We start from the raw sequence: 21,852 nt of genomic DNA on the forward strand, positions 1-21,852 counted from the left end.
GTCCGGATTGCTTCGTACCTCGCAATGACAGTTTTTTTGTCATTGCGAGGAGCGAAGCGACGCTTCAATCCATGCGCGCAGCGCTGCAATCCATGGATGGCTTCGTCCCTCGCCATGACGTTTCACTCGTCATTGCGAGGAGCGAAGCGACGCGGCAATCCATGCTGTAAAACAGCGAAGATCTATCCCTTTTCAGCACTCACACATGTCTGTTACATCTGAAACCACGCCTGCTTCTGAAGTCACCCTGAACCCAGAAGCCACCATCGTCTGGCAGCAAGGTGTTGCACACATGAAGGCTGGGCGATGGCGGGAGGCCGATGCGGCCTTTGAGCAGGTGCTGACCCTGGAGCCGCAGGCGCATCGGGCGTGGTTGCAGCGGGCACGGTGTGCAGTGGCAGTAGGCGAGTCATCGGCCGCGGGCGAGCATTTCAAGCGACTCTTGCAGGCCCTGCCTGATGATTTTTCAGGCTGGCTGGAGTTGGGCAACTGGCTGCGCCGTCAGGCCCGCATGGCTGAAGCGGCGAAGGCGTATGACCGGGCAGCCACATGCCAGCCGCAACGTTTTGAAGCCCTTTTGTCGCTGGCGCGCGTGCTGGAAGAGCTGGGCCAGTGGGCTGGCGCTGCTGTGGCTTACCAGCGGGCCGTGCTGGTGTGCGGCCACGGTAAGCTGAGGCAGTTGCATTGGCACATGGCCAACTTCCGGCTGGAGAGGGGCGATGCACCACGAGCGATCGAGGCCATGCGCCAAGCCCTGATGGCGGCGCGACACGAAGGCGATGATCTGCACGCCGACGTGGCCTGCGAAATGCAGATCGATCTGGGCGATATGCTGATGCGGCTGGGCATGGACTCTGAGGCACACCGGGCGTTTGAGCGGGCCAGCCAGAGCACTGCCGAGCCGACGCTGGCGCGGCTGGCCCAAGTGTCTTTTCGGCACAACCTGTGGCAAGAGGCCCAACAGGTTTGCACCAAAGCCACCGAACTGCACCCCGGCAGCGACAGGGCCTGGTGGAACCTGGCTTATGCCTGCAGCGAAAGCTGGGACCTGGCCCAAGCCCAGCAGGCACTGGCCCGGGCCGAGGCCATTGCGCCGCAGCCGGGTGCAGCCAGCATGCGGGCTGCGATCGCTGGTCGGCGTGGCGACGTCGATGAAGCGCTGTCCGCGTACACCGCCTTGGAGGAGCAGGACAGCACCTATGCTTCCAGCGCAGCCATGAGCAGTCTGTATTCGGACCGGCTGTCGGCCAACGAGGTGGTCGATTTGCACAAGCGATTGTTTGCCCCTCTGGGACAAGGGGCCCGCAGCGCAGCGTCTTTGCAGCGGGAACGTCAGCCTGGGCAGCGCATTCGGCTGGGCATTCTGAGCGCCGACATGCACCACCAGCACCCGGTGAACATCTTCATGCAGCCGGTGCTGGCGCGTCTGGACAAAACCAAGTTCGAGACAGTGATGTATTACACCGGCGTGGCCTTGGACAGCGAAACGCAAAAGGCCCGCCAGCGGGTGCAGCACTGGGTACAGGTGCAAGGCTGGAGTGATGAGCGGCTGGCCAAGCGCATCGCGGCCGACGGTATGGATGTGCTTTTGGATTTGTCTGGCCACACCACCCATAACCGCATGGCCATGCTGGCTGGGCGTGTGGCGCCTGTGCAGGTGTCTTTTCTGGGTTACCCGCATTCCACGGGCGTCCCCAATATCGATGCCATGCTGGCCGACCCGGTGGTGGCCCCACCGGGCAGCGAGGCCCTGTTCACCGAGCGTGTGCTTCGATTGCCCAACACCGTGTTTTGCTATGCGCCCGAGGTGGTTTATCCCTATCCGGCATATGGCGAACAACATGCGCAGCGGCCGCTGACTTTCGGCTCATTCAACAACGTACCCAAGCTCACACCTCACACCCTGCAGCTGTGGGCGCGTGTGCTGGAGGCAGTGCCTGGCTCGCGCCTGCTGCTCAAGGCGCCGAGCTTCAAAGACGCCTCGGCCCAAGCCGCGTTCAGAGATCGCTTGCAGGCGCTGGGTGTGGATCTGGCGCGGGTGGTGTTCAGGGGCCCCACGGGCTTGAGCGACATGATGGCCGAGTACGAAGAGGTGGACATCGCGCTGGATCCGGTGCCCTACAACGGCGGCACGACCACGCTGCAGGCCTTGTGGATGGGCGTGCCCGTGGTGGTGAAATCCGGCCAAAACTTTGTCAGCCGCATGGGCGCCAGCTTCATGACAGCGGCAGGTTTGACCGATTGGGTGGCTTTGACCGATGAACACTATGTGGACATCGCCCGGCAAATGGCTGCAGACCGAGCCGGCTTGCTGACCCTCAAGCAGACGCTGCGCGAGCGTCTGCTGGCAAAACCCGCTTGGGACATCGACCGGTACACGCGGGACTTTGAACAAGCCCTCTTGTCATGTCTGCCATGACGGGGGAGTGGATGGCTTCGTTCCTCGCCATGACGGGGGAGTGGATGGCTTCGTTCCTCGCCATGACGGGGGAGTGGATGGCTTCGTTCCTCGCCATGACGGGGGAGTGGATGGCTTCGTTCCTCGCCATGACAGTTTTTTGTCATTGCGAGGAGCGAAGCGACGCTTCAATTCATGCGCGTGGCGCGGCAATACACCCCGTCATTGCGAGCGTAGCGTGGCAATCCATGGATCGCTTCTTATCTCGCCATGATGGTTTCTTGTTAGTGCGAGCGGATGGAATCAACCTTCAAGCAGATGATCCCTTGGGTCATTGCGAATAAATAGCATGCATGCTATATTCTTTGCATGGATTACCAACTCCAGTTCTACAACGCCAAGGTCCAATCCGCCATCGAGGCATGGCCTGCCGGAATCAGTGCCAGCTTTATTCGGATTGCGGAGCAAATGGTGTCGTCAGGCCCCAACCTGGGGATGCCTTACACGCGTCCTTTTGGAAACGGTTTGTTCGAAATCCGTGCCAAGGGTGCCGAAGGTATTGGTCGTGCATTTTTTGCTGCATTGTGGGGGGGAGGGTGATCATCTTGCATGGGTTCATCAAGAGGACGCAGGCAACTCCTGCGAAAGAATTGGAAATTGCCCGAAAACGTATGAAGGAGATCAAACATGACTGACCCAAAAAAGTTCAGCCCCGTGGCTTTTGATCCAAAAGGCTATGCCGCAAAACGTCGGAAAACAGACGCCAGGTTTGCTGTGTCCTATGACGCACTAGAAGACGAATTTGCAGCCTTGGCCGCTCTGCTCAAGGCTCGTTCAGCGGCCGGCCTGACCCAGGCCGAAGTCGCGTCCCGTATGGGGGTTTCTCAACCTGTGGTCGCTCGCATCGAGGCCAGTTTAGGCAAGAAAGATCATTCGCCCTCTCTCAATACATTGCGCCGCTATGCAGATGCGTGTGGAATGAAGTTGGTTATCCAGATGGTGGCCCATTGAGATCGCCACGGTCTATGGCCTCGCGATGACGTTTCACTAGTAATTGCGAGCGTAGCGCGGCAATCCTCCCCGTCATTGCGAGCGCAGCGTGGCAATCCATGGATTGCTTCGTTCCTCGCAATGACAGAAGCGACACGGCAATCCATATATGGCTTCGTTCCTCGCAATGACAGAAGCGACGCAAGTCCCTACACTGACACCCCAAAAAAGGGGAGGTCGAGGATATGAAAAATCCGTGCGTCTACATCATGGCTAGCCGGCGCCATGGCACGCTCTATGTGGGCGTGACCAGCCAACTCGGTGCGCGGGTCTGGCAGCACAAAAATGGGGTCACGCAAGGCTTCACCAGTCAGTACCGGGTGCATCAATTGGTGTGGTACGAACAGCATGAGACGATGGCCTCGGCGATCCTGCGTGAAAAGCAACTCAAGGCAGGCTCGCGGCAGCGCAAGATCGACCTGATTGAGGCGCTTAACCCGCAGTGGCTGGATTTGTACGAGCGTATGCTGGGCTGAGATGGCTTCGTTCCTCGCCATGACGGGTTCATTGTCATTGCGAGCGCAGCGCAGCAATCCCCCCGTCATTGCGAGGAGCGCAGCGACGCGGCAATCCATATGCAAGTCGTGGCGATCCATGGATTTCTTCGTTCCTCGCAATGACATCGGCAACGTGGCATTCCATCGCTTGCGTTTGGGCGGTTCTGATACGGATATCCGCCATTTGGAGGATATCTGTGCGCGGATTGTGGGTGGAGCGCTGCAGCTGAATACTTCAAAATTTTTGTTTCTGAAGATTTTGCATGGATTTGGTTTTGCCCTTGGCGGTGCTGGGCTTTGTGGGGCTGTGCCTGGCCACCACAGGCTTGTGGCGACCCATGAGTTTGGGGCGGTCGGGTATTTTTCTGCTCGTCACGACGCTCTTCACCGCCTTGTTTTATGGGGCCTACCGCCTGACCGATGGCGATCTGGCGCTTGGTGCGATCGCCAAAATGTTGGGCGAGGCCAACTATGCCTTTCTAATCGTTTTTTTGCGTTGGCAGCGCAGGCCCATGCCAGTGACCTCCCAACGCCAAGCGGCCTGGGCTGTTCTCATGGTGTCTTTGACACACCTGACGCTGAACATGGTGCTGACTGGCCCGTGGCAAATGGCGGTCATGACCGCGCAGGTGCTGGTGGTCATTGGTTGGGTGGTCCTTGAAAGCTGGTGGTTGTGGCGTGCACAACCACAGGGCGTTCGTCTGATGTTGTTCATGATGGTCACGGCGCACTGGCTTTCGGAGTTGCTGGGCCGTTCGGCGCTGGCGTGGTTCGCTTGGCAGGATCGGCAGCTGATGCAGGCACCCGGTTGGACCGATGCCATGGTTGACTGGATGTGGGTGACCTTCTTTTTGGGCTTTATGGCGCAGTTGGCGGTGGCTGTTGTTGTGGCCCAGGCATTGCGCGACGAAAAGGATCGACTGCAGCAAATGGTCTCGCAGGTGGAGGGCATGCTCAAGGAAAAAGAGTCTATGGTGATGACGCTGTTGGCCTCGAATGCGGCGAGTGAGGCCGAACCGCAGATGGCCAGTCTCGCGCACGAATTGCGTCAGCCACTGGGGGCTATCCAGCTCAATGCCGAGTATCTGGTCAGTGGCCAACGGCTGAGCCGCGAGGAAGAATCGCAAGTGCTGCAGGAGATCCTGCGTGAGAACCATCGCGCCGTGGCCATCGTGCAGGGCTTGCGTAGCCTGTTCATGGACAAGGCGCCGCAGCAAAATCGGTTGGACTTGTCTGACTTCTTGGAAAACTGGATCGCGCAGCAAGCCCCTTTGTTGCAGCAGCAATTTGGGGTGCGTCTGAGCTTACGTTCACAGGCCAGGGTGCAGGTCCTGGCCAGCGCAGTGCAGCTGGGGATGGTGCTGCAAAACCTTGTGAATAATGCCGTGGAAGCCATGGCCGACCGAGACGGTGGCTCTATCGAGGTGATCTTATTGGCGCACGACCAACTGGCCTTGGTGGATGTGGTTGACGATGGGCCGGGTTTGCCCACAGACTTGCATTCAAAGGTCTTTGAGATGAATTTTTCCACCAAAACTAAAGGTATGGGTTTGGGCCTGTGGTTGAGTCGCCGGATCGCGCAAATGCACAGAGGTGACCTGAACGCCATTGCCCACCATGCGGGCGCACGCATGCGGCTGAGTCTGCCCTTGGAGGCGACATGAACGATATCGTTCTTCCTCTGTATTTGGCGATGGCTTGTCTGTTTGTAGGGCTGACTCTGGCGGGCATGCCCGCTCGCGACAGCCGATTGATGCCTGACGAACGTATGGGTCTTTATGGCGTGATCGGTGGCGTGGCGGCGGCAATGGCCTGTGTCTGCATTGCGCTGGCGCCCCTGCTTGGGCGAGCGTTGCTGGTTTTTTCGACCTTGTTCCTGTGGACCAGTTTTTTTGCCACGGGCTTACGGGTGCGATCCTGGCATCAGCCACACAACCCCCGCTTTGCACGCAACTGTGCACTGGCCATGGGGCTGGCGATGGTGATCATGCTGGTGCAGTTTTTCACCGTTCAAAACCGTGATTTTCGCGTGGTCTACCAGCTGCTGGTCTCATTGACGTTGCTGTTGTGGATGCTCTATGGCTTGCGCCAGACACGCCGTTTGTCGGCATCCATTCAGCTCGACTTGATGGGTGTCGCTGTACTGGCCATGATGGTGTTGATCTTTTTCTGGTCTTGGACGCTGCTGTCGGGCAATGCTGGACAGCGGCTCTATTTTTCTAAGCTTTTTGCCGAAGAGTCTCTGTCTTTTTCGATGCGGCTGTTTGTGGTGGCTACCCTCGCGTTGATGTTGATCAGTGCCAACGGATACGGGTTCGAGCGCATGGTCATCCAAAAGATGGCGGTCAGAGACCAGAAGGAGCAAGCTGACCAACTCAACCAGCAACTCAATCAGTTGCTCAACGAAAAAAACGAGATGCTGCAGGCTTTGTCTTTTGCAGCCCGCTCGCAAAACCTGCCGGCCATCATGAGTTCCTTAGCCCACGAGATCAACCAGCCTCTGGGCGCCATCCGGCTCAATGCAGACTATTTGTTGGCCGAAGACGCTTCGCTGATTCCGCTGGAGCGGGCCCAACTGTTGCAGCAGTTGGTGGCTGGCAGTACTGCGGCCACCGAGGTGGTGCGGGATTTTCGCCGGTTTATAGAAGTCGATATCACGGTACATGTGCAGGTCGATTTGTCCCAACTGCTTGCGGACCTGGTCCGCGGCTTCCAGACCGAATTTGGCCGTCAGCGTGTGCATGTTTCTTTGTTGGTCAGCGAAGCGGTGATGGTGCAAGGCGACCCGGTTCAATTGGAGTCAGCATTGACCGGGATTTTGCTGCACGTGCTCAAGCGAAGCAGTCCGAATGTTCGTTATATGCAGATCACCACCACCTGCATTGGGAGTTTTGTTCACCTGCGCTTCCTTGATGATGGTTTGCCCATCACCACGGCCCAGCTCGCTGAGGCTTTGGATCGTGGTACCCAGCATTTCAGTCAAAGTATGTGGCTGAGCCGTGCCATCATCGAACACCACGGCGGGGCCATGAATGTCTACGAACAAAACGGGCTGGTTGGCATGAGCTTGCAATTGCCCTTTCAGGAGAAAAAATCATGATGACCGATGCGGGCCTGTCCACCGAACAAGTGCCAGTCAAGGCGATCGACGTTGAGGGTCATGTGTTCATGGTCGAAGACGATCTGGCCATGCGCGAGAGCATGTCACGGGTGTTGAAGGGGCAGGGCTATCGTGTTTATGCGTTTGATGACCCTGCGGCTTTCTTGCAGTTTGTGGCGCCCGTGACACCCGCTATGGTTTTGCTGGACATGCGTTTGCCTGGCATGACCGGTGTGGAGGTGCAGGCCCGCTTGGTTGAGATGGGCTTGAGCATGCCGGTGGTGTTTGTCTCTGGAGAGAGCACCGTTCAGCAGGCTGTGACCGCGCTTGGCAACGGCGCCTTGCAATTTTTGGTGAAACCCCTTAGCCGCCTCGATTTGTTGGAGGCTGTTCGCAATGGCATTGCCAAAGACCTTGCGATCCAGGCTGAAAAAAAACGACAGTTTGCCCAGAAGGATCGCGTCACTCGTTTAGCGCCCCGCGAGAGAGAAGCCTTGCAGCTGCTGCTGGCGGGTTTTGGCAATCAGGAGATCAGCAAGAAATTGGGTATTTCATACGCCACAGCCAAGCAGTACAAGAGCAACATCATGATGAAGCTGGATGTGCAAAGCATGGCCGAACTGATCGACCTGATGCGGCCGGCAGATTGAAGGCCATCTGGGGTGTGCGGCCGCAGAGGGTTCACAAAGCGCCCAAGCCATAAAAAAACCCGCTGTGTGAACAGCGGGTTTTTTCTTGAAAAGCTCAGGCCGAATTACTTCAGCTTGATTTCTTTGTATTCAACGTGCTTGCGAGCTTTGGGGTCGAACTTCATGATCGACATTTTCTCGGGCATGGTTTTCTTGTTTTTGCTGGTCGTGTAGAAGTGACCAGTGCCAGCTGTGGATTCCAGCTTGATTTTTTCGCGTCCGCCTTTGGTTGCCATGGTAGATGACTCCTAATGTTCTGGGTTTAGGCTTGACCGCGTTCGCGCAGGTCAGCGAGAACGACATCAATGCCATTTTTGTCGATCAGGCGCAGGGCGGCGCTGGAGACGCGCAGACGCACCCAACGGTTTTCGCTCTCGACCCAGAAACGACGGTATTGCAGGTTCGGCAGGAACCGGCGCTTGGTTTTGTTGTTGGCGTGGGAAACGTTGTTTCCCGTCATTGGGCCTTTGCCCGTTACTTCGCAGACGCGTGCCATGTGGACACTCCGATACTTTTTAAACAGCCGGTGCCGATGGGTCTCGTGCAGATTTGCACGGGACCTGGCGCTCCAGCCTCACCTCGCCAAGATGGGTGGCGGTATCCCAGATCGCTGTGCCTGTAGCCCCGAACAAAAGTCCGGGCAGAAGCAGCAAAGCCTTGGATTATAACCAGAAATCAGCCGTTGTGCTGTTCCAGAAAACGCTGCGCATCGAGCGCGGCCATGCAGCCCGTGCCCGCGCTGGTGATGGCCTGGCGGTACACGTGGTCTTGCACGTCGCCTGCAGCGAAAACGCCGGGCACCGAAGTTTGGGTGGCAAAACCCTTCAGGCCGCTTTGGGTCACGATGTAGCCGTTTTCGAGTTCGAGCTGGCCCTGGAAGATGTCGGTATTGGGAGAGTGGCCAATGGCGATGAAGCAGCCTTTAAGTTCCACGTCTTCCAAACTGCCATCTTTGGTGCTTTTCAAGCGCACGCCGGTCACGCCGGTGTTGTCACCCAGCACCTCTTCCAGCGTTTGGAAGGTTTTGAGCTCGACCTTGCCGGCGGCAACCTTGTCCATCAGCTTGTCCACCAAAATGGGCTCGGCTTTGAACTTGTCGCGGCGGTGGATTAAATAGACCTTGCTGGCGATGTTGGAAAGGTACAGGGCTTCTTCGACGGCGGTGTTGCCGCCGCCCACCACGCAGCACAGCTGGTCGCGGTAGAAAAAGCCGTCGCAGGTGGCGCAGCCGCTCACGCCGCGGCCCATGAAGGCGGTCTCTGACGGCAGGCCCAGGTATTTGGCCGAAGCGCCGGTGGCGATGATCAGGCTGTCGCAGGTGTAAGTACCGCTGTCGCCGATCAGGGTGAAGGGGCGTTGATCCAGCTTGACGGTGTGGATATGGTCAAAAATGATTTGGGTGTTGAAGCGTTCGGCATGCTCCTGAAAACGTTGCATCAAGTCCGGGCCTTGCACGCCGTGCACGTCAGCGGGCCAGTTGTCCACTTCGGTGGTGGTCATGAGCTGGCCGCCTTGCGCCATGCCGGTGATCAAGACGGGTTTGAGGTTAGCGCGGGCGGCATAAACGGCGGCGCTGTAACCGGCGGGGCCAGAGCCGAGAATGAGAACGTGTGCGTGTTGGGTTGGGGTCGACATGAAAAGGGCCATCCGGTAAAAAGACAAAGCGGTGCGGAAAATTACACCAACCTGCATTGTAAGAAACACGCAAACGCGTCGGGCTTTAAGGCTTTGCTGTGGCTTTGTCGGTCGTGGGACAACAGCTCTGGCAATAGGGTGCAAGCCGATGCGCCAGGTCTGGCCTTGATCGGGTAAGCTTGAGTCTTCATTTATGACTTACTCACTGAACACCCTGACCCGAGATGGCCCTGACGCCGCCCCCGCTGCGACTGTGACCTTGTGGTCACGTTTTGCCCAAGAAATCCTCTTGCTGTTGGGTGCGGGTCTGCTCCTCTTTTTAACAGTGGCCTTGTGGAGTTATCACCCGCAAGATCCGGCATGGTCCACTTCGGGCAGCAGCGCGGCTGTGCGCAACGGGGTGGGTCGTTGGGGGGCCTTGGTCGCGGATCTGGCTTATTTCATGTTGGGTTTTTCAGCTTGGTGGTGTGTGTTGGCGGGCTACCGAGCCTGGTTGGTGGCCTTGGCCCGTTGGTTGCGCGGCGTTGACCCACAGTCCGATTTGGACAAGCCCTCTTGGTGGCGCAGTTTGTGGGTGTTTTGGCTGGGTTTGGCGGTGTTGCTTGTTGCCAGTTGCGGGATGGAGTGGACGCGCTTGTACCGGCTCGAAACCGGCTTGCCTGGGCACAGCGGCGGTGTGCTGGGTTATTCGGCTGGCGCTGCTGCTGTGCACGGATTGGGCTTTAACGGTTCAGCCCTTTTGGGCATTGTGTTGTTCCTGGTGGGCGTGGCCATGGTGTTCCGGTTTTCATGGGGTCAGTTGGCCGAAAAAATCGGTGCGCAGCTCGATGCCTTAATCCGATCGCAACATGAAAAGCGCGAGATCGAAGAAGACATGGCCTTGGGCCAACAGGCTTTGCGCGAGCGCCAACAGGCCCTTTCCACCCAGGCCATCGATCCGCAGTGGGATGTGAACTTACCTGGTCTTGTTTCGCCAGAGGGTCAGCTGGATTTGCCTGCTGTGTCCACGCCTGCGAACAAGGCCGTGCCAAGGGTCATTGAGTCCCCCGTGATGGATGTGCCACGCAGCGACCGCGTGATCAAGGAGCGACAGAAACCCCTCTTCAACGAATTGCCCGACAGCAAGCTGCCTCAGGTGGATTTGCTCGACAGCCTGTCCATTCGGCAAGAGACCGTCTCACCGGATACGCTGGAAATGACCAGCCGCCTGATCGAGAAAAAGCTCAAGGATTTTGGTGTCGAGGTGCGTGTGGTAGCTGCTGCCCCCGGCCCGGTGATCACGCGTTACGAAATCGAACCGGCAACAGGCGTCAAGGGCTCCCAGGTGGTGAACTTGGCCAAAGACCTGGCGCGTTCCCTCAGCCTGGTGTCGATCCGGGTGATCGAGACAATTCCAGGCAAGAACTTCATGGCACTGGAGTTGCCCAACGCCAAGCGCCAGTCGATCAAGCTCAGCGAAATTCTGGGCTCGCAGGTCTACAACGAAGCCAAGTCCATGTTGACCATGGGCCTGGGCAAGGACATCATCGGCAACCCGGTGGTCGCCGATTTGGCCAAGATGCCGCATGTGCTGGTGGCGGGCACCACGGGTTCGGGCAAGTCGGTCGGTATCAACGCCATGATCCTGTCGTTGCTGTACAAAGCCGAAGCGCGCGATGTGCGCCTTTTGATGATCGACCCCAAGATGCTGGAGATGTCGGTTTATGAAGGCATTCCACACCTGCTGGCCCCAGTGGTGACCGACATGCGCCAGGCTGCCAACGGTCTGAACTGGTGTGTGGGCGAGATGGAAAAGCGCTACAAGTTGATGAGCAAAATGGGCGTGCGCAACCTGGCCGGTTACAACCAAAAAATCGACGATGCCACCGCCCGCGAAGAGTTCATCTACAACCCCTTCAGCCTCACGCCAGACGATCCCGAACCGCTCAAGCGCCTGCCGCACATCGTGGTGGTGATCGACGAGTTGGCCGACCTGATGATGGTGGTGGGCAAGAAGATCGAAGAGCTGATTGCGCGCTTGGCCCAGAAAGCCCGTGCGGCGGGCATCCATTTGATTTTGGCCACGCAGCGCCCCAGCGTGGATGTGATCACCGGCCTCATCAAGGCCAACATCCCGACCCGCATTGCGTTCCAGGTCTCCAGCAAGATCGACAGCCGCACCATCCTCGACCAAATGGGTGCCGAGGCTTTGCTGGGCATGGGTGACATGCTGTACATGCCGTCAGGCACGGGTTTCCCGATCCGGGTGCATGGCGCTTTTGTGAGTGACGAGGAAGTGCACCGCGTGGTGAATTACCTCAAGAGCCAGGGTGAGCCCGATTACATCGAAGGTGTGCTTGAAGGCGGCACCACCGACGACGATGGCGGCATGCTGGGCGAGGGTGACAACGCCGAAAAAGACCCGATGTATGACCAAGCTGTAGAAGTGGTGCTGAAGAACCGAAAGGCCAGCATCTCCTTGGTGCAGCGCCACCTCAAGATTGGCTACAACCGCGCCGCCCGTCTGGTGGAAGACATGGAAAAAGCCGGACTGGTCAGCGCCATGAGCGGCAGTGGTCAGCGTGAAATTTTGGTGCCCGCTCGGGCAGAGTGAATCGAATGAAAAACAATGTTGAGCAGCGACGCACGGTGCTGGGTTGGGGGGGCGGGGCTGTGTTGGCCGTTGCGGTGTGGGCCTTGGCCCTGCCCGCACAGGCCGACAGCGTGGACCTGCTGGCCCAGTTCATGAAGCAAGCGCGCAGCGGTCGTGCCGACTTCACCCAGGTCGTCACTTCGCCGACCAGGGCGGGGCAGGTGACGCGCACCAAGACATCGAGTGGTCGATTCGAATTTCAAAGGCCGGGCAAGTTCCGCTTTGATTACCGCAAGCCCTTTTTGCAAACCCTGGTGGCCGATGGTCAAACCCTGTGGTTGCACGATGTGGACCTGAACCAGGTCACTGCCCGCCCACAGTCGCAGGTGCTGGGGGCCACACCGGCCGCTTTGTTGACAGCCGCTTCCGATTTGCAGGCCCTCAAAGCCGATTTCCAGTTCACCCCCGAGCCTGCTCAGGAGGGCCTGCAGTGGGTGCGGGCGACGCCCGTACAGCGTGAGGGCCCGATCCGCTCGGTCATGGTCGGCTTGCGTGTCAGCGCTGCTGGCCCCGAGCTGGCGGTGCTGGATGTGCAAGACAGCCTCGGTCAGCGCTCTTTGCTGACCTTCTCCGCCTTCGAACTCAACCCGGCTTTGCCTGCCAGTACCTTCACTTTCAAGCCCCCGGCGGGTGCCGATGTGATCAAACCTTGAAGCGGGCTGGGCTCGTGTCATGAAACCTGCTCCCATGTCGCCCCAGGCGCCCCTGGCCGAGCGCTTGCGCCCGCGCCACTTGGGTGAGGTGATTGGCCAGCAGCATTTGTTGGGTGAAGGCATGGCCTTGCGCTTGGCTTTCGAGTCGGGACAGCCGCACAGCTGCATTTTGTGGGGACCGCCTGGTGTGGGCAAAACCACCATCGCCCGTTTGATGGCCGATGCGTTTGAAGCGCAATTTTTGAGCATCAGTGCGGTGCTGGGGGGCATCAAAGACATCCGCGAAGCCGTAGAGAAAGCCGAAGTCGCCCGCACGGGCTTGAACCCCCAGCGCACCATCATGTTTGTGGACGAGGTGCACCGCTTCAACAAAAGCCAGCAAGACGCTTTTTTGCCGCATGTCGAAAGTGGGCTGTTCACCTTCATCGGGGCCACCACCGAAAACCCGTCTTTTGAGGTCAACTCGGCCTTGCTCTCCCGGGCGGCCGTGTACGTGCTGCAGCCCCTTTCCGAGGACGACTTGCAGCACATCGTGGTGCGGGCCCAGGCCATCCAGGCCATTCCCGCTATTGAGCCGGAGGCGCTGGCCCGCTTGTTGGCCTATGCCGACGGCGACGCCAGGCGGTTGCTCAATACCTTGGAGACGCTGGCCATGGCGGCCGGGCAGGAAAGCATCGACCCAGTGACCGACGCTTGGTTGATGCGGGTGCTGGGCGAGCGCATGCGCCGCTACGACAAGGGCGGCGAGCAGTTCTACGACACCATCAGCGCGCTGCACAAATCGGTGCGGGGCTCGGACCCGGATGCCGCCCTGTATTGGTTCGTGCGCATGCTCGACGGGGGTGCGGATCCGCGCTACATGGCCCGCCGCCTGATCCGCATGGCCAGCGAAGACATTGGCCTGGCCGATCCGCGAGCGCTTCGCATGGCGCTCGATGCTGCCGACGTGTACGAACGACTGGGCAGCCCCGAGGGTGAGTTGACGCTGGCGCAGTGTGTGATTTATCTGGCGGTGGCCCCCAAATCGAATGCCGCTTACAAAGCATTCAAGGAGGCCAAAGCCTGGGTCAAGCAAGATGGCACCCGCCCTGTGCCTATGCATTTGCGCAATGCGCCCACCCAACTCATGAAGCAGTTGGACTACGGCAAAGGCTATCGCTATGCGCATGACGAAGAAGATGGCTTTGCTGCAGGCGAGCGTTACCTGCCCGATGGCATGGCGGATCCCGGCTTTTACAAACCGGTTCGCCGGGGGCTAGAAATCAAAATTGCCGACAAACTGGAAGAACTGCGAAAGAAAAATTCAGCCAAAGGGTAAGTCCCGACAGCAATGAATACTGGTGCGGTCCTTTCTTTCACTACAATCCCGCCACCCCGCCCGGAATCGCACGAATCTGGCGGGGTTTTTGCTAGTGGTTTGGTGCGCCCACAAGGTGCTGGCCGATCCGAAAAAACAACCGAAGCGAAGAACTGTTAAGCGCAGTTCAAAACACGGAGAAATCAATGGACGTCTTTCTGCAGCAGGTCATCAACGGCCTGGTCATGGGCAGCATGTACGCCCTGGTGGCCTTGGGCTACACCATGGTGTACGGCATCATCAACCTGATCAACTTTGCGCACGGAGAAGTGCTGATGGTGGGTGCTTTGACGAGTTGGTCTGCCATCGGAATGATGCAAGGCGCCATGCCCGGTGCGCCGGGTTGGGCCATTTTGATTTTGGCCACCTTGATCGCCTGTGTGGTGGCGGTGGTGCTCAACTTCACCATTGAAAAAATCGCTTACCGGCCGCTGCGCAACAGCCCCAAGCTGGCCCCCCTGATCACCGCCATTGGCATGAGCATCTTGCTGCAAACCCTGGCCATGATCATCTGGAAACCCAACTACAAGGCTTACCCCACATTGCTCTCCAGCACCCCGATCAACATGGGTGGTGTGGTGATCACGCCCACACAAATCATGATTTTGGGCGTCACGGCCGTGTCCTTGGCCATCTTGATGTGGTTGGTCAATTACACCCGCTTGGGCCGCGCGATGCGTGCCACATCTGAGAACCCGCGTGTGGCCGCCTTGATGGGCGTCAAGCCTGACATGGTCATCTCAGCCACCTTCGTGATCGGTGCCGTACTCGCCGCCATTGCCGGTGTGATGTACGCGTCCAACTACGGCACAGCGCAACACGCGATGGGCTTCTTGCCTGGCCTCAAAGCTTTCACCGCTGCGGTGTTTGGCGGCATTGGCAACCTGGCTGGAGCCGTCATTGGTGGCATTTTGCTGGGCCTGATCGAAGCCATTGGTTCGGGCTACATCGGTTACCTGACTGGGGGGGTCCTGGGCAGCCACTACACCGACATTTTTGCGTTCATTGTCTTGATCATCGTGCTGACCCTGCGCCCCTCGGGCCTCATGGGTGAACGTGTGGCCGACCGCGCTTAATGGAGGTGAACATGAAAAACAACAAGACACTTCAGTACATCCTGGTTGGTGCAGCGCTCATCGCTTTGCCCTTGATCCTGCAAATGTTTGGCAACGCCTGGGTGCGCATTGCCGACATGGCTTTGCTCTACATCCTGCTGGCCATTGGCCTGAACATCGTGGTGGGCTACGCGGGACTGCTTGACCTGGGGTATGTGGCTTTCTTTGCGGTGGGGGCCTACATGTACGGCCTCTTGTCGTCACCACATCTGACCAACACCTTTGCGTGGATTGCTGCCGCCTATCCCACGGGCATGCACATGCCCATTTGGCTCATCTTGCCTGTGGCTGCCGCTTTGGCGGGTTTGTTCGGCATGCTGCTGGGGGCGCCCACGCTCAAGTTGCGTGGCGACTATTTGGCCATCGTGACCTTGGGTTTTGGCGAGATCATCCGTGTGTTCATGAACAACCTGGACCACCCGGTCAACATCACCAACGGCCCCAAGGGCTTGTCCCAGATCGATCCGATCTCGATCTTTGGTGTGAACCTGGGTCAAAAGCTGATGATTGGCGACTTCGAAATCGCCTCGGTCTCGCTTTACTACTACCTGTTCCTGAGTCTGGTGCTGGTGACCATTGTCGTTTCGCACCGCTTGGAGGTGTCCCGCATTGGCCGCGCCTGGATGGCCATTCGTGAAGATGAAATCGCCGCCAAGGCCATGGGCCTGAACACCCGCAACCTGAAGCTGCTGGCTTTTGGCATGGGCGCCACTTTTGGTGGCGTGTCGGGTGCGATGTTTGCGGGCTTCCAGGGCTTCATCTCGCCCGAGTCCTTCAGTTTGATGGAGTCGGTGATGATCGTGGCCATGGTGGTTTTGGGCGGGCTGGGCTATTTGCCCGGCGTGATTCTTGGCGCGATCTTGTTGTCGGCTTTGCCCGAGGTGTTGCGCTATGTGGCGGGACCTTTGCAGGAGATGACCGGGGGCCGGCTGGACGCGGCCATCTTGCGCCAGTTGCTGGTGGCCCTGGCCATGATCGTGATCATGTTGATGCGGCCTCGCGGGCTGTGGCCTTCGCCTGAGCATGGCAAATCGCTCACGCCGAAATGAAGGAGCAGACCATGAACCCATCCGCCAACCAAGACACTGTTCTCAACGTCTCAGGCATCTCCAAACGATTCGGTGGCCTGCAGGCCCTTTCTGATGTGGGCATCACCATCAAGCGCGGTCAGGTCTATGGCCTGATCGGCCCCAACGGCGCGGGCAAGACCACGTTTTTTAACGTGATCACCGGTTTGTACACGCCAGACAGCGGCACTTTTGAGCTGGCAGGCAAGCCCTACCAGCCCACAGCGGTGCACGAAGTGGCCAAGGCGGGCATTGCCCGTACGTTCCAGAACATCCGCTTGTTCGCCGAAATGACAGCGCTTGAAAACGTGATGGTGGGTCGCCATGTGCGCACCCATTCGGGCTTGCTGGGTGCGATTTTTCGCACGCCCGGCTTCAAGGCCGAAGAGGCTGCGATTGCCAAGCGTGCGCAAGAGCTGCTCGACTATGTGGGCATCGGCAAATACGCCGATTACAAAGCCCGCACGCTGTCGTATGGCGACCAGCGTCGCCTGGAAATCGCCCGCGCCTTGGCCACTGACCCGCAGCTGATTGCGCTGGACGAACCAGCTGCCGGCATGAACGCGACCGAGAAAATTCAGTTGCGCGAGTTGATCGATCAGATCCGCAAAGACAACCGCACCATTTTGTTGATTGAACACGACGTGAAGCTGGTCATGGGCTTGTGTGACCGTGTCACGGTGCTCGATTACGGCAAGCAGATTGCCGAAGGCACGCCCGCCGATGTGCAGAAAAATGACAAAGTGATTGAAGCCTATCTGGGCACGGGAGGGCACTGAGATGGCCAATGTTCTGTTGAAAGTCAAAGACCTGCAAGTGGGCTACGGCGGCATTCAGGCCGTCAAAGGTGTGAGCCTGGAGGTGTGCGAAGGCGAACTCGTCTCGCTAATCGGCTCGAATGGCGCGGGCAAAACCACCACCATGAAAGCCATCACCGGCACCTTGCCCTTGCAAGCGGGCGACATCGAGTACCTGGGCAAAAGCATCAAGGGCCAAGGCCCTTGGGATCTGGTCAAACAAGGCCTGGCCATGGTGCCGGAAGGCCGCGGCGTGTTCACCCGCATGACCATCACCGAAAACCTGCAAATGGGCGCGTACATCCGTTCGGACAATGCAGGCATTGCCGACGACATCGAAAAGATGTTCACCATTTTCCCGCGTCTGCGCGAGCGCAAAGACCAGCTGGCGGGCACCATGTCCGGTGGCGAGCAACAAATGCTGGCCATGGGCCGCGCCTTGATGAGCCGCCCCAAGGTTTTGCTGCTGGATGAGCCCTCCATGGGCTTGTCGCCCATCATGGTCGACAAGATCTTTGAGGTGGTCCGCGATGTGTACGCCCAGGGCGTCACCGTGCTGCTGGTGGAGCAAAACGCCAGCCGCGCGCTGGCCATTGCCGACCGGGGTTATGTGATGGATTCGGGTCTCATCACCATGACGGGTGTGGGTAAGGAGATGCTGGCAGACCCAAAAGTCCGCGCAGCTTATCTGGGCGAGTGATCAGTCCACCCGAGCGCCGCTGGCCTTGACCACGGTTTCGTAGCGTGTCAGCTCTGTTTTCATGAACGCACCAAACTGCTCAGGCGTGTTGCCCACGGGTTCGGCCATCAGTTGGGCAAAGCGTGTTTTGGTCTCAGGGGCTTGCAGCGCGGCCACAAAAGCCTTGTTCAGGCGGTCCACCACATCGCGGGGCGTGGCCGCAGGTGCCACCAGACCCCACCAAGTGTCGATCGAAAAGTCTTTCAGGGTTTCGCTCATGCTCGCAATATCGGGCAGGGCGTTGCTGCGCTGTGCGGTGGTGACGGCCAGGGCTTTTAGGCGACCTGCCTTGATGTTGGCTGAGGCCGTGGCCAGGTTGTCAAAGTTGAAGTCCACCTGACCCGACAACAAAGCCAGCTGCGCGGGGTTGCCACCGTTGTAGGGAATATGCACCGCAAAAATGCCTGCAGCCCGCTTGAACATCTCGCCCGCCAAATGCCCCGCGCTGCCGTTGCCACCCGAGCCAAAGTTCAGTTTGGCGGGGTTGGCTTTGGCATACGCCACCAAATCGACCAGCGTGTTGATCTTCAGGCGTTGTGCGGTCTCGGCGTTCATCACCAACACATTGGGCACGCGCAGCATTTGTGTGATGGGCGCAAAGTCTCGGCTCGCGTCGTAGGGCATCTTGGCGAACAGCCAGGGGTTGATGGCGTGTGTGGCTGTGGCGGCAATGCCGATCGTCAGGCCATCGGGTGCCGCTTTGGCCACAAGATCAGCACCCAGATTGCCACCTGCGCCGGGGCGGTTTTCAATGATGACGGTGCCCAGGCTGTCTTTCACGCGCTCGGCCAGTGCACGCGCTGTGACGTCGATGGGACCACCAGGCGCGTAGGGCACGATGATGCGGATCGTTTTGCCCTGAGCCCAAGCTGGGGCCGAGAGGGCGATTGAGGCAGCAGTGAATTGGCGGCGGGTGATCAAGGTCATGAAGGGTTCCAGAAAGAAGGGTTTCAGGCTTTGGCTTTGTCAGCCTCGGAGGTGAACGAGTCGGCGAAGAACTCTTCTTCGGGCAAGCCGCCTTGCGCCACGTAATCGCGCTTGGCCGAGTCCACCACGACTGGGGCACCGCAGGCATAGACCTGGTGGCCCGACAAATCCGGGAAGTCCTGCAACACCGCTTGGTGCACAAAGCCGGCGCGGCCAGTCCAATGGTCTTGCGCTTCGGCATTCGAGATCACGGGCACATAACGCAGGTTGGGCATCTCGGCCAGGCGGGCCTCCACCCAATCTTGCATGTAAAGGTCTGCCGGACGGCGGCCGCCCCAGTAAAGCGTGGCGGGCCGGGTGATGCCGCGGTGCTGCATGTGCTCGATCAGCGCCTTGATGGGCGCAAAGCCCGTGCCCGAGGCCAGCAGCACCATGGGCTTGTTGCTGTCTTCACGCAGGTAAAAACTGCCATACGGGCCTTCGGCGCGCAGGATGTCTTTTTCTTTCATGGTGGTGAACACTGGGTCGGTGAACTTGCCGCCGGGCATGTGGCGGATGTGCAGTTCCACCGTGGGTGGTGCCACCTCCAGGGTGTGCGGCGCGTTCGCCATGCTGTAGCTGCGGCGCGAACCATCGCGCAGCAAAAATTCGATGTACTGACCAGCGTGAAACTTCATCACATCGTTGGCGGGCAGTTGCAGTTTCAGCACAATCACATCGTGCGATTTCTTCTCCAGAGTGACCACGCGCACCGGCATCTTCTTGACGGGCAGGCCGCCTTCGGCCGTGACTTGTTTTGATTCGAGGACCACATCGCTTTGGGCGGTGGCGCAGCAAGTCAGCACCAGGCCTTGGGCTTCTTCGTCTTCCGACAAAGCTTTGTCTTGGTGTGGGCCGTGCACCACAGTGCCCGAAACTTTTTTGCATTTGCACGAACCGCAAGCGCCGTCCTTGCAGCCATAGGGCAGGCCAATGCCCTGGCGGATGCCAGCGGCCAGCAGGGTTTCGTTGGTATCGGCGGTGAAGCTGCGGCCACTGGGCTGCACGGAAATCTGAAAGCTCATCTTTTGGGTATCCTTGAGGGGTTGCAATTGACCCGGAACCCCTGATTTTGCCTTCAAACCAAACCCCCTTGGGCGCGCTGCCTGCCCGTTTTCGTCGCCAGCGTGTCCTGATCGTGGGCTGTGGCGACGTGGGGCTGCGCACGGCGGGTCAACTGGGGGCGCCGCAAAGCCAACGCGTTCGCCTGATGGCGTTGACTTCTTCACCCGATCGCGTGCGGTTGCTGCGCGCTTGCGGCATCACCCCCTTGCTGGGTAATCTGGACGATCCCGCGAGCATTCAACGCTTGGCGGGCATCGCCCACCGCGTGATTCACCTGGCGCCACCACCGACCGACCGTGCGGGCGCGTCCGAGCGTGATCCGCGCAGCTTGGCGCTCGTGCGCGCTTTGCGTTTGCGCACGCCCCCGCTGGCGCTGGTGTACGGTTCGACCACGGGTGTATACGGTGACTGCGGCGGGCAGCGGGTGGACGAAACCCGAACCGTGAACCCGCACACACCCCGCGCCCAGCGCCGGGTGGATGCAGAAAACCTGATGCGGTTTTTGGGGCGCAGCGGTGTGCGGGTGAGCGTGTTGCGCATTCCCGGTATCTACGCGGCCGACCGAGAAGGCGGCACGCCCCGTGAGCGCTTGCTCAAAGGTACGCCGGTGCTGGCGGCCAAAGACGATGTGTACACCAACCACATCCACGCCAACGACCTGGCGCGCGCTTGTGCGGCAGCACTGTGGCGCGGTAAACCCCAGCGTGTGGTCAACGTCACCGACGACACCGATCTGAAAATGGGCGACTACTTTGACTTGGCCGCCAGCCTGTTTGGCCTGCCCAAACCGCCCCGCCTGCCGCGTGACCAAGCCAGCTCAGCCTTGCCCTTGATGCTGCTGAGTTTCATGAGCGAGTCACGGCGACTGGACAATACGCGCATGAAGCAGGAACTGCGGCTCAAGCTGCGATACCCACATGTGCGCGATGGCCTGAGCCCACAAGGCCAGCTGATCTGATATTTTCTGGACCCTCTGCGATGAATTCCTTGCGCATCGACAAATGGTTGTGGGCCGCACGTTTTTTCAAAACCCGCAGCATCGCCAGCGAAGAAATCGGCAAGAACCGCGTGCAGGTCAATGGCCAAGACGCCAAGGCCTCGCGCGAAGTCAAGGCGGGCGACACGGTGCGCCTGCGCCAAGGCGCAGTGGAGCGCACGGTGCGGGTCTTGGGCGTGAGCGGTGCGCGTGGCCCGGCACCCGTGGCGCAATTGCTTTACGAAGAAACACCCGAAAGCACAGAAGCCCGCCAAAAAGCCGCAGAGCAGCACCGCTTGGGTCGCGAGCCGGCGCTCAGCATAGAGCAAGGTCGCCCTACCAAACGCGACCGCCGGCAGATTGAGCGCAACTGGAACGACCGATGGAGTGCGGGGATCGACACCTGACAGGGTTCCCAAATTCCCCTTGCGAACCTTGCCAAGACCAAAGCCACTGCACCCTTTAATTCGCCTTGCGCATTCGCACGAAGGCCAAGATCCCCATCAAGCTGGCCAACAAGATCATGGCCCATTCGTCGAGCGTGGGTATTGGGGCTGGTCTTTCGATGTGGATGGTCAATGAATCACCGGGCCACGTATAAACATAGGTTCCCGGGAACAAGCTAAGTCCTTCAATAGTATTGTTGCTCCAAGTAGCGTTAGCAGATACGGCACCCCCAGTAAAACCTTGAGGAACGATCAGTCTGTCATTTGACATATTGATGCCAAATGGGCCTCCGCTTCCAATATCGGCAGTAATATGAGGGTTGCCTAAACTGCCGATCACAGAAGGTCCTGAAATGCTTGTATAGCCATCAGCGGGTGTATCGGCAACAAAACCGATGATGACGTTGGCTCCCGGCCCTGCTCCCCGAACTCTTGCACCTGGATTTTGTGGCGAAGTGTTTGCCAAACCTGTTAAGTCCAATGAGCCTGTTGCAACGGCCTGAACACTGCTTCCAACCTGCCTGATTGTGATCACTGTGGCGGCATGGCTTTCCATTTGCAAAAGAAACAAAATCGGGAAAAAATAAAAAAACTTTGCCATTAAGTACTCACCAGAAAAAATTTACAAAAACATAATGTGAGGTGCACTTCATTCAGTCGGCATCGTAAA

22 protein-coding genes and 1 pseudogene are annotated in these 21,852 nt (G+C 58.8%); 17 read left to right on the forward strand and 6 right to left on the reverse strand.

What is annotated here, in order from left to right:
* Positions 1–205: 205 nt before the first annotated feature.
* The 8 genes and pseudogenes from B9Z49_RS00320 to B9Z49_RS00355 all read left to right on the forward strand — a co-directional run bounded on the left by B9Z49_RS00320 (position 206) and on the right by B9Z49_RS00355 (position 7,695).
* The gene (locus B9Z49_RS00320; protein ID WP_108351457.1) at positions 206–2,419 is read left to right on the forward strand and encodes a tetratricopeptide repeat protein; all 2,214 of its coding nucleotides are present in this window, start codon (positions 206–208) and stop codon (positions 2,417–2,419) included.
* Positions 2,407–2,742 (forward strand): hypothetical protein, encoded by a 336-nt coding sequence (locus B9Z49_RS00325; RefSeq protein ID WP_146188428.1) that lies wholly within the window; start codon positions 2,407–2,409, stop codon positions 2,740–2,742. Before B9Z49_RS00320 ends, B9Z49_RS00325 begins: the two co-directional genes overlap by 13 nt.
* Positions 2,743–2,866: 124 nt before the next feature.
* Positions 2,867–3,093, forward strand: a pseudogene (locus B9Z49_RS22465) (type II toxin-antitoxin system RelE/ParE family toxin).
* A complete protein-coding gene (locus B9Z49_RS00335) occupies positions 3,086–3,409 on the forward strand; it encodes a helix-turn-helix transcriptional regulator (protein WP_108351459.1) in 324 nt (107 codons plus the stop codon). The pseudogene B9Z49_RS22465 and the gene B9Z49_RS00335 overlap by 8 nt, the downstream one beginning before the upstream one ends.
* 224 nt (positions 3,410–3,633) lie before the next feature.
* Entirely contained in the window at positions 3,634–3,924 is a 291-nt protein-coding gene (locus B9Z49_RS00340) for a GIY-YIG nuclease family protein (RefSeq protein ID WP_108351460.1), read from the forward strand.
* A gap of 284 nt (positions 3,925–4,208) precedes the next feature.
* Positions 4,209–5,609 (forward strand): sensor histidine kinase, encoded by a 1,401-nt coding sequence (locus B9Z49_RS00345; protein ID WP_108351461.1) that lies wholly within the window; start codon positions 4,209–4,211, stop codon positions 5,607–5,609.
* A complete protein-coding gene (locus B9Z49_RS00350; protein ID WP_146188429.1) occupies positions 5,606–7,045 on the forward strand; it encodes a sensor histidine kinase KdpD in 1,440 nt (479 codons plus the stop codon). The genes B9Z49_RS00345 and B9Z49_RS00350 overlap by 4 nt, the downstream gene beginning before the upstream one ends.
* On the forward strand, positions 7,042–7,695 hold the full coding sequence (locus B9Z49_RS00355; protein WP_108351463.1) for a response regulator transcription factor: 654 nt from the start codon (positions 7,042–7,044) through the stop codon (positions 7,693–7,695). Before B9Z49_RS00350 ends, B9Z49_RS00355 begins: the two co-directional genes overlap by 4 nt.
* 104 nt (positions 7,696–7,799) lie before the next feature.
* Here B9Z49_RS00355 and rpmG read toward each other — a convergent pair whose 3' ends face one another.
* From rpmG to trxB, 3 genes are all read right to left on the reverse strand, one after another.
* Positions 7,800–7,970 (reverse strand): 50S ribosomal protein L33, encoded by a 171-nt coding sequence (rpmG, locus tag B9Z49_RS00360; protein WP_006298735.1) that lies wholly within the window; start codon positions 7,968–7,970, stop codon positions 7,800–7,802.
* 26 nt (positions 7,971–7,996) lie between these two features.
* The gene (rpmB, locus tag B9Z49_RS00365) at positions 7,997–8,230 is read right to left on the reverse strand and encodes a 50S ribosomal protein L28 (protein ID WP_108351464.1); all 234 of its coding nucleotides are present in this window, start codon (positions 8,228–8,230) and stop codon (positions 7,997–7,999) included.
* 179 nt (positions 8,231–8,409) lie between these two features.
* A complete protein-coding gene (gene trxB, locus B9Z49_RS00370) occupies positions 8,410–9,369 on the reverse strand; it encodes a thioredoxin-disulfide reductase (RefSeq protein ID WP_108351684.1) in 960 nt (319 codons plus the stop codon).
* A 193-nt stretch (positions 9,370–9,562) separates the two neighbouring features.
* Here trxB and B9Z49_RS00375 point away from each other — a divergent pair, with 193 nt between their 5' ends.
* From B9Z49_RS00375 to B9Z49_RS00405, 7 genes are all read left to right on the forward strand, one after another.
* Positions 9,563–11,962, forward strand: coding sequence for a DNA translocase FtsK (locus B9Z49_RS00375; RefSeq protein WP_108351465.1), 2,400 nt, complete (start codon positions 9,563–9,565; stop codon positions 11,960–11,962).
* Between the two features lie 5 nt (positions 11,963–11,967).
* Positions 11,968–12,654: an outer membrane lipoprotein chaperone LolA gene (gene lolA, locus B9Z49_RS00380; protein ID WP_108351466.1), complete on the forward strand. Its 687-nt coding sequence runs from the start codon at positions 11,968–11,970 to the stop codon at positions 12,652–12,654.
* Positions 12,655–12,673: 19 nt separating this feature from the next.
* Positions 12,674–13,972 carry a replication-associated recombination protein A gene (locus B9Z49_RS00385; protein ID WP_108351467.1) on the forward strand — a complete coding sequence of 433 codons (1,299 nt, stop codon included), beginning with the start codon at positions 12,674–12,676 and terminating at the stop codon, positions 13,970–13,972.
* 185 nt (positions 13,973–14,157) lie between these two features.
* Positions 14,158–15,087, forward strand: a complete 930-nt coding sequence (locus tag B9Z49_RS00390) for a branched-chain amino acid ABC transporter permease (RefSeq protein WP_108351468.1) — start codon at positions 14,158–14,160, stop codon at positions 15,085–15,087.
* Positions 15,088–15,098: 11 nt separating this feature from the next.
* A complete protein-coding gene (locus tag B9Z49_RS00395) occupies positions 15,099–16,175 on the forward strand; it encodes an ABC transporter ATP-binding protein (protein WP_108351685.1) in 1,077 nt (358 codons plus the stop codon).
* 11 nt (positions 16,176–16,186) lie between these two features.
* Complete coding sequence (locus tag B9Z49_RS00400; protein WP_108351686.1) at positions 16,187–16,972, forward strand: ABC transporter ATP-binding protein; 786 nt, start codon at positions 16,187–16,189, stop codon at positions 16,970–16,972.
* Between the two features lies 1 nt (position 16,973).
* Complete coding sequence (locus B9Z49_RS00405; RefSeq protein ID WP_108351469.1) at positions 16,974–17,690, forward strand: ABC transporter ATP-binding protein; 717 nt, start codon at positions 16,974–16,976, stop codon at positions 17,688–17,690.
* Here the strand turns inward: B9Z49_RS00405 and B9Z49_RS00410 are convergent, their stop codons facing one another.
* Together B9Z49_RS00410 and B9Z49_RS00415 are read right to left on the reverse strand one after the other, a co-directional pair.
* Positions 17,691–18,656: a tripartite tricarboxylate transporter substrate binding protein gene (locus tag B9Z49_RS00410; RefSeq protein ID WP_108351470.1), complete on the reverse strand. Its 966-nt coding sequence runs from the start codon at positions 18,654–18,656 to the stop codon at positions 17,691–17,693.
* A gap of 23 nt (positions 18,657–18,679) precedes the next feature.
* Positions 18,680–19,720, reverse strand: a complete 1,041-nt coding sequence (locus B9Z49_RS00415) for a CDP-6-deoxy-delta-3,4-glucoseen reductase (RefSeq protein WP_108351471.1) — start codon at positions 19,718–19,720, stop codon at positions 18,680–18,682.
* 47 nt (positions 19,721–19,767) lie between these two features.
* Here B9Z49_RS00415 and B9Z49_RS00420 point away from each other — a divergent pair, with 47 nt between their 5' ends.
* A complete protein-coding gene (locus B9Z49_RS00420) occupies positions 19,768–20,718 on the forward strand; it encodes an SDR family oxidoreductase (RefSeq protein ID WP_108351472.1) in 951 nt (316 codons plus the stop codon).
* A gap of 20 nt (positions 20,719–20,738) precedes the next feature.
* On the forward strand, positions 20,739–21,143 hold the full coding sequence (locus B9Z49_RS00425) for an RNA-binding S4 domain-containing protein (RefSeq protein ID WP_108351473.1): 405 nt from the start codon (positions 20,739–20,741) through the stop codon (positions 21,141–21,143).
* A 55-nt stretch (positions 21,144–21,198) separates the two neighbouring features.
* Here the strand turns inward: B9Z49_RS00425 and B9Z49_RS00430 are convergent, their stop codons facing one another.
* Entirely contained in the window at positions 21,199–21,783 is a 585-nt protein-coding gene (locus B9Z49_RS00430; protein WP_108351474.1) for an IPTL-CTERM sorting domain-containing protein, read from the reverse strand.
* Positions 21,784–21,852: the final 69 nt, after the last annotated feature.

The sequence above is a fragment of the Limnohabitans sp. 2KL-51 genome, assembly GCF_003063645.1.
Classification (GTDB): domain Bacteria; phylum Pseudomonadota; class Gammaproteobacteria; order Burkholderiales; family Burkholderiaceae_C; genus Limnohabitans_A.

What these genes read in the sequence shown, in the direction of transcription:
- B9Z49_RS00320 (WP_108351457.1), top strand. Translation starts at nt 206, where the DNA reads ATGTCTGTTACATCTGAAACCACGCCTGCTTCTGAAGTCACCCTGAAC.
- B9Z49_RS00325 (WP_146188428.1), top strand. Translation starts at nt 2,407, where the DNA reads ATGTCTGCCATGACGGGGGAGTGGATGGCTTCGTTCCTCGCCATGACG.
- B9Z49_RS00335 (WP_108351459.1), top strand. Translation starts at nt 3,086, where the DNA reads ATGACTGACCCAAAAAAGTTCAGCCCCGTGGCTTTTGATCCAAAAGGC.
- B9Z49_RS00340 (WP_108351460.1), top strand. Translation starts at nt 3,634, where the DNA reads ATGAAAAATCCGTGCGTCTACATCATGGCTAGCCGGCGCCATGGCACG.
- B9Z49_RS00345 (WP_108351461.1), top strand. Translation starts at nt 4,209, where the DNA reads ATGGATTTGGTTTTGCCCTTGGCGGTGCTGGGCTTTGTGGGGCTGTGC.
- B9Z49_RS00350 (WP_146188429.1), top strand. Translation starts at nt 5,606, where the DNA reads ATGAACGATATCGTTCTTCCTCTGTATTTGGCGATGGCTTGTCTGTTT.
- B9Z49_RS00355 (WP_108351463.1), top strand. Translation starts at nt 7,042, where the DNA reads ATGATGACCGATGCGGGCCTGTCCACCGAACAAGTGCCAGTCAAGGCG.
- rpmG (WP_006298735.1), bottom strand. Translation starts at nt 7,970, where the DNA reads ATGGCAACCAAAGGCGGACGCGAAAAAATCAAGCTGGAATCCACAGCT.
- rpmB (WP_108351464.1), bottom strand. Translation starts at nt 8,230, where the DNA reads ATGGCACGCGTCTGCGAAGTAACGGGCAAAGGCCCAATGACGGGAAAC.
- trxB (WP_108351684.1), bottom strand. Translation starts at nt 9,369, where the DNA reads ATGTCGACCCCAACCCAACACGCACACGTTCTCATTCTCGGCTCTGGC.
- B9Z49_RS00375 (WP_108351465.1), top strand. Translation starts at nt 9,563, where the DNA reads ATGACTTACTCACTGAACACCCTGACCCGAGATGGCCCTGACGCCGCC.
- lolA (WP_108351466.1), top strand. Translation starts at nt 11,968, where the DNA reads ATGAAAAACAATGTTGAGCAGCGACGCACGGTGCTGGGTTGGGGGGGC.
- B9Z49_RS00385 (WP_108351467.1), top strand. Translation starts at nt 12,674, where the DNA reads ATGAAACCTGCTCCCATGTCGCCCCAGGCGCCCCTGGCCGAGCGCTTG.
- B9Z49_RS00390 (WP_108351468.1), top strand. Translation starts at nt 14,158, where the DNA reads ATGGACGTCTTTCTGCAGCAGGTCATCAACGGCCTGGTCATGGGCAGC.
- B9Z49_RS00395 (WP_108351685.1), top strand. Translation starts at nt 15,099, where the DNA reads ATGAAAAACAACAAGACACTTCAGTACATCCTGGTTGGTGCAGCGCTC.
- B9Z49_RS00400 (WP_108351686.1), top strand. Translation starts at nt 16,187, where the DNA reads ATGAACCCATCCGCCAACCAAGACACTGTTCTCAACGTCTCAGGCATC.
- B9Z49_RS00405 (WP_108351469.1), top strand. Translation starts at nt 16,974, where the DNA reads ATGGCCAATGTTCTGTTGAAAGTCAAAGACCTGCAAGTGGGCTACGGC.
- B9Z49_RS00410 (WP_108351470.1), bottom strand. Translation starts at nt 18,656, where the DNA reads ATGACCTTGATCACCCGCCGCCAATTCACTGCTGCCTCAATCGCCCTC.
- B9Z49_RS00415 (WP_108351471.1), bottom strand. Translation starts at nt 19,720, where the DNA reads ATGAGCTTTCAGATTTCCGTGCAGCCCAGTGGCCGCAGCTTCACCGCC.
- B9Z49_RS00425 (WP_108351473.1), top strand. Translation starts at nt 20,739, where the DNA reads ATGAATTCCTTGCGCATCGACAAATGGTTGTGGGCCGCACGTTTTTTC.
- B9Z49_RS00430 (WP_108351474.1), bottom strand. Translation starts at nt 21,783, where the DNA reads ATGGCAAAGTTTTTTTATTTTTTCCCGATTTTGTTTCTTTTGCAAATG.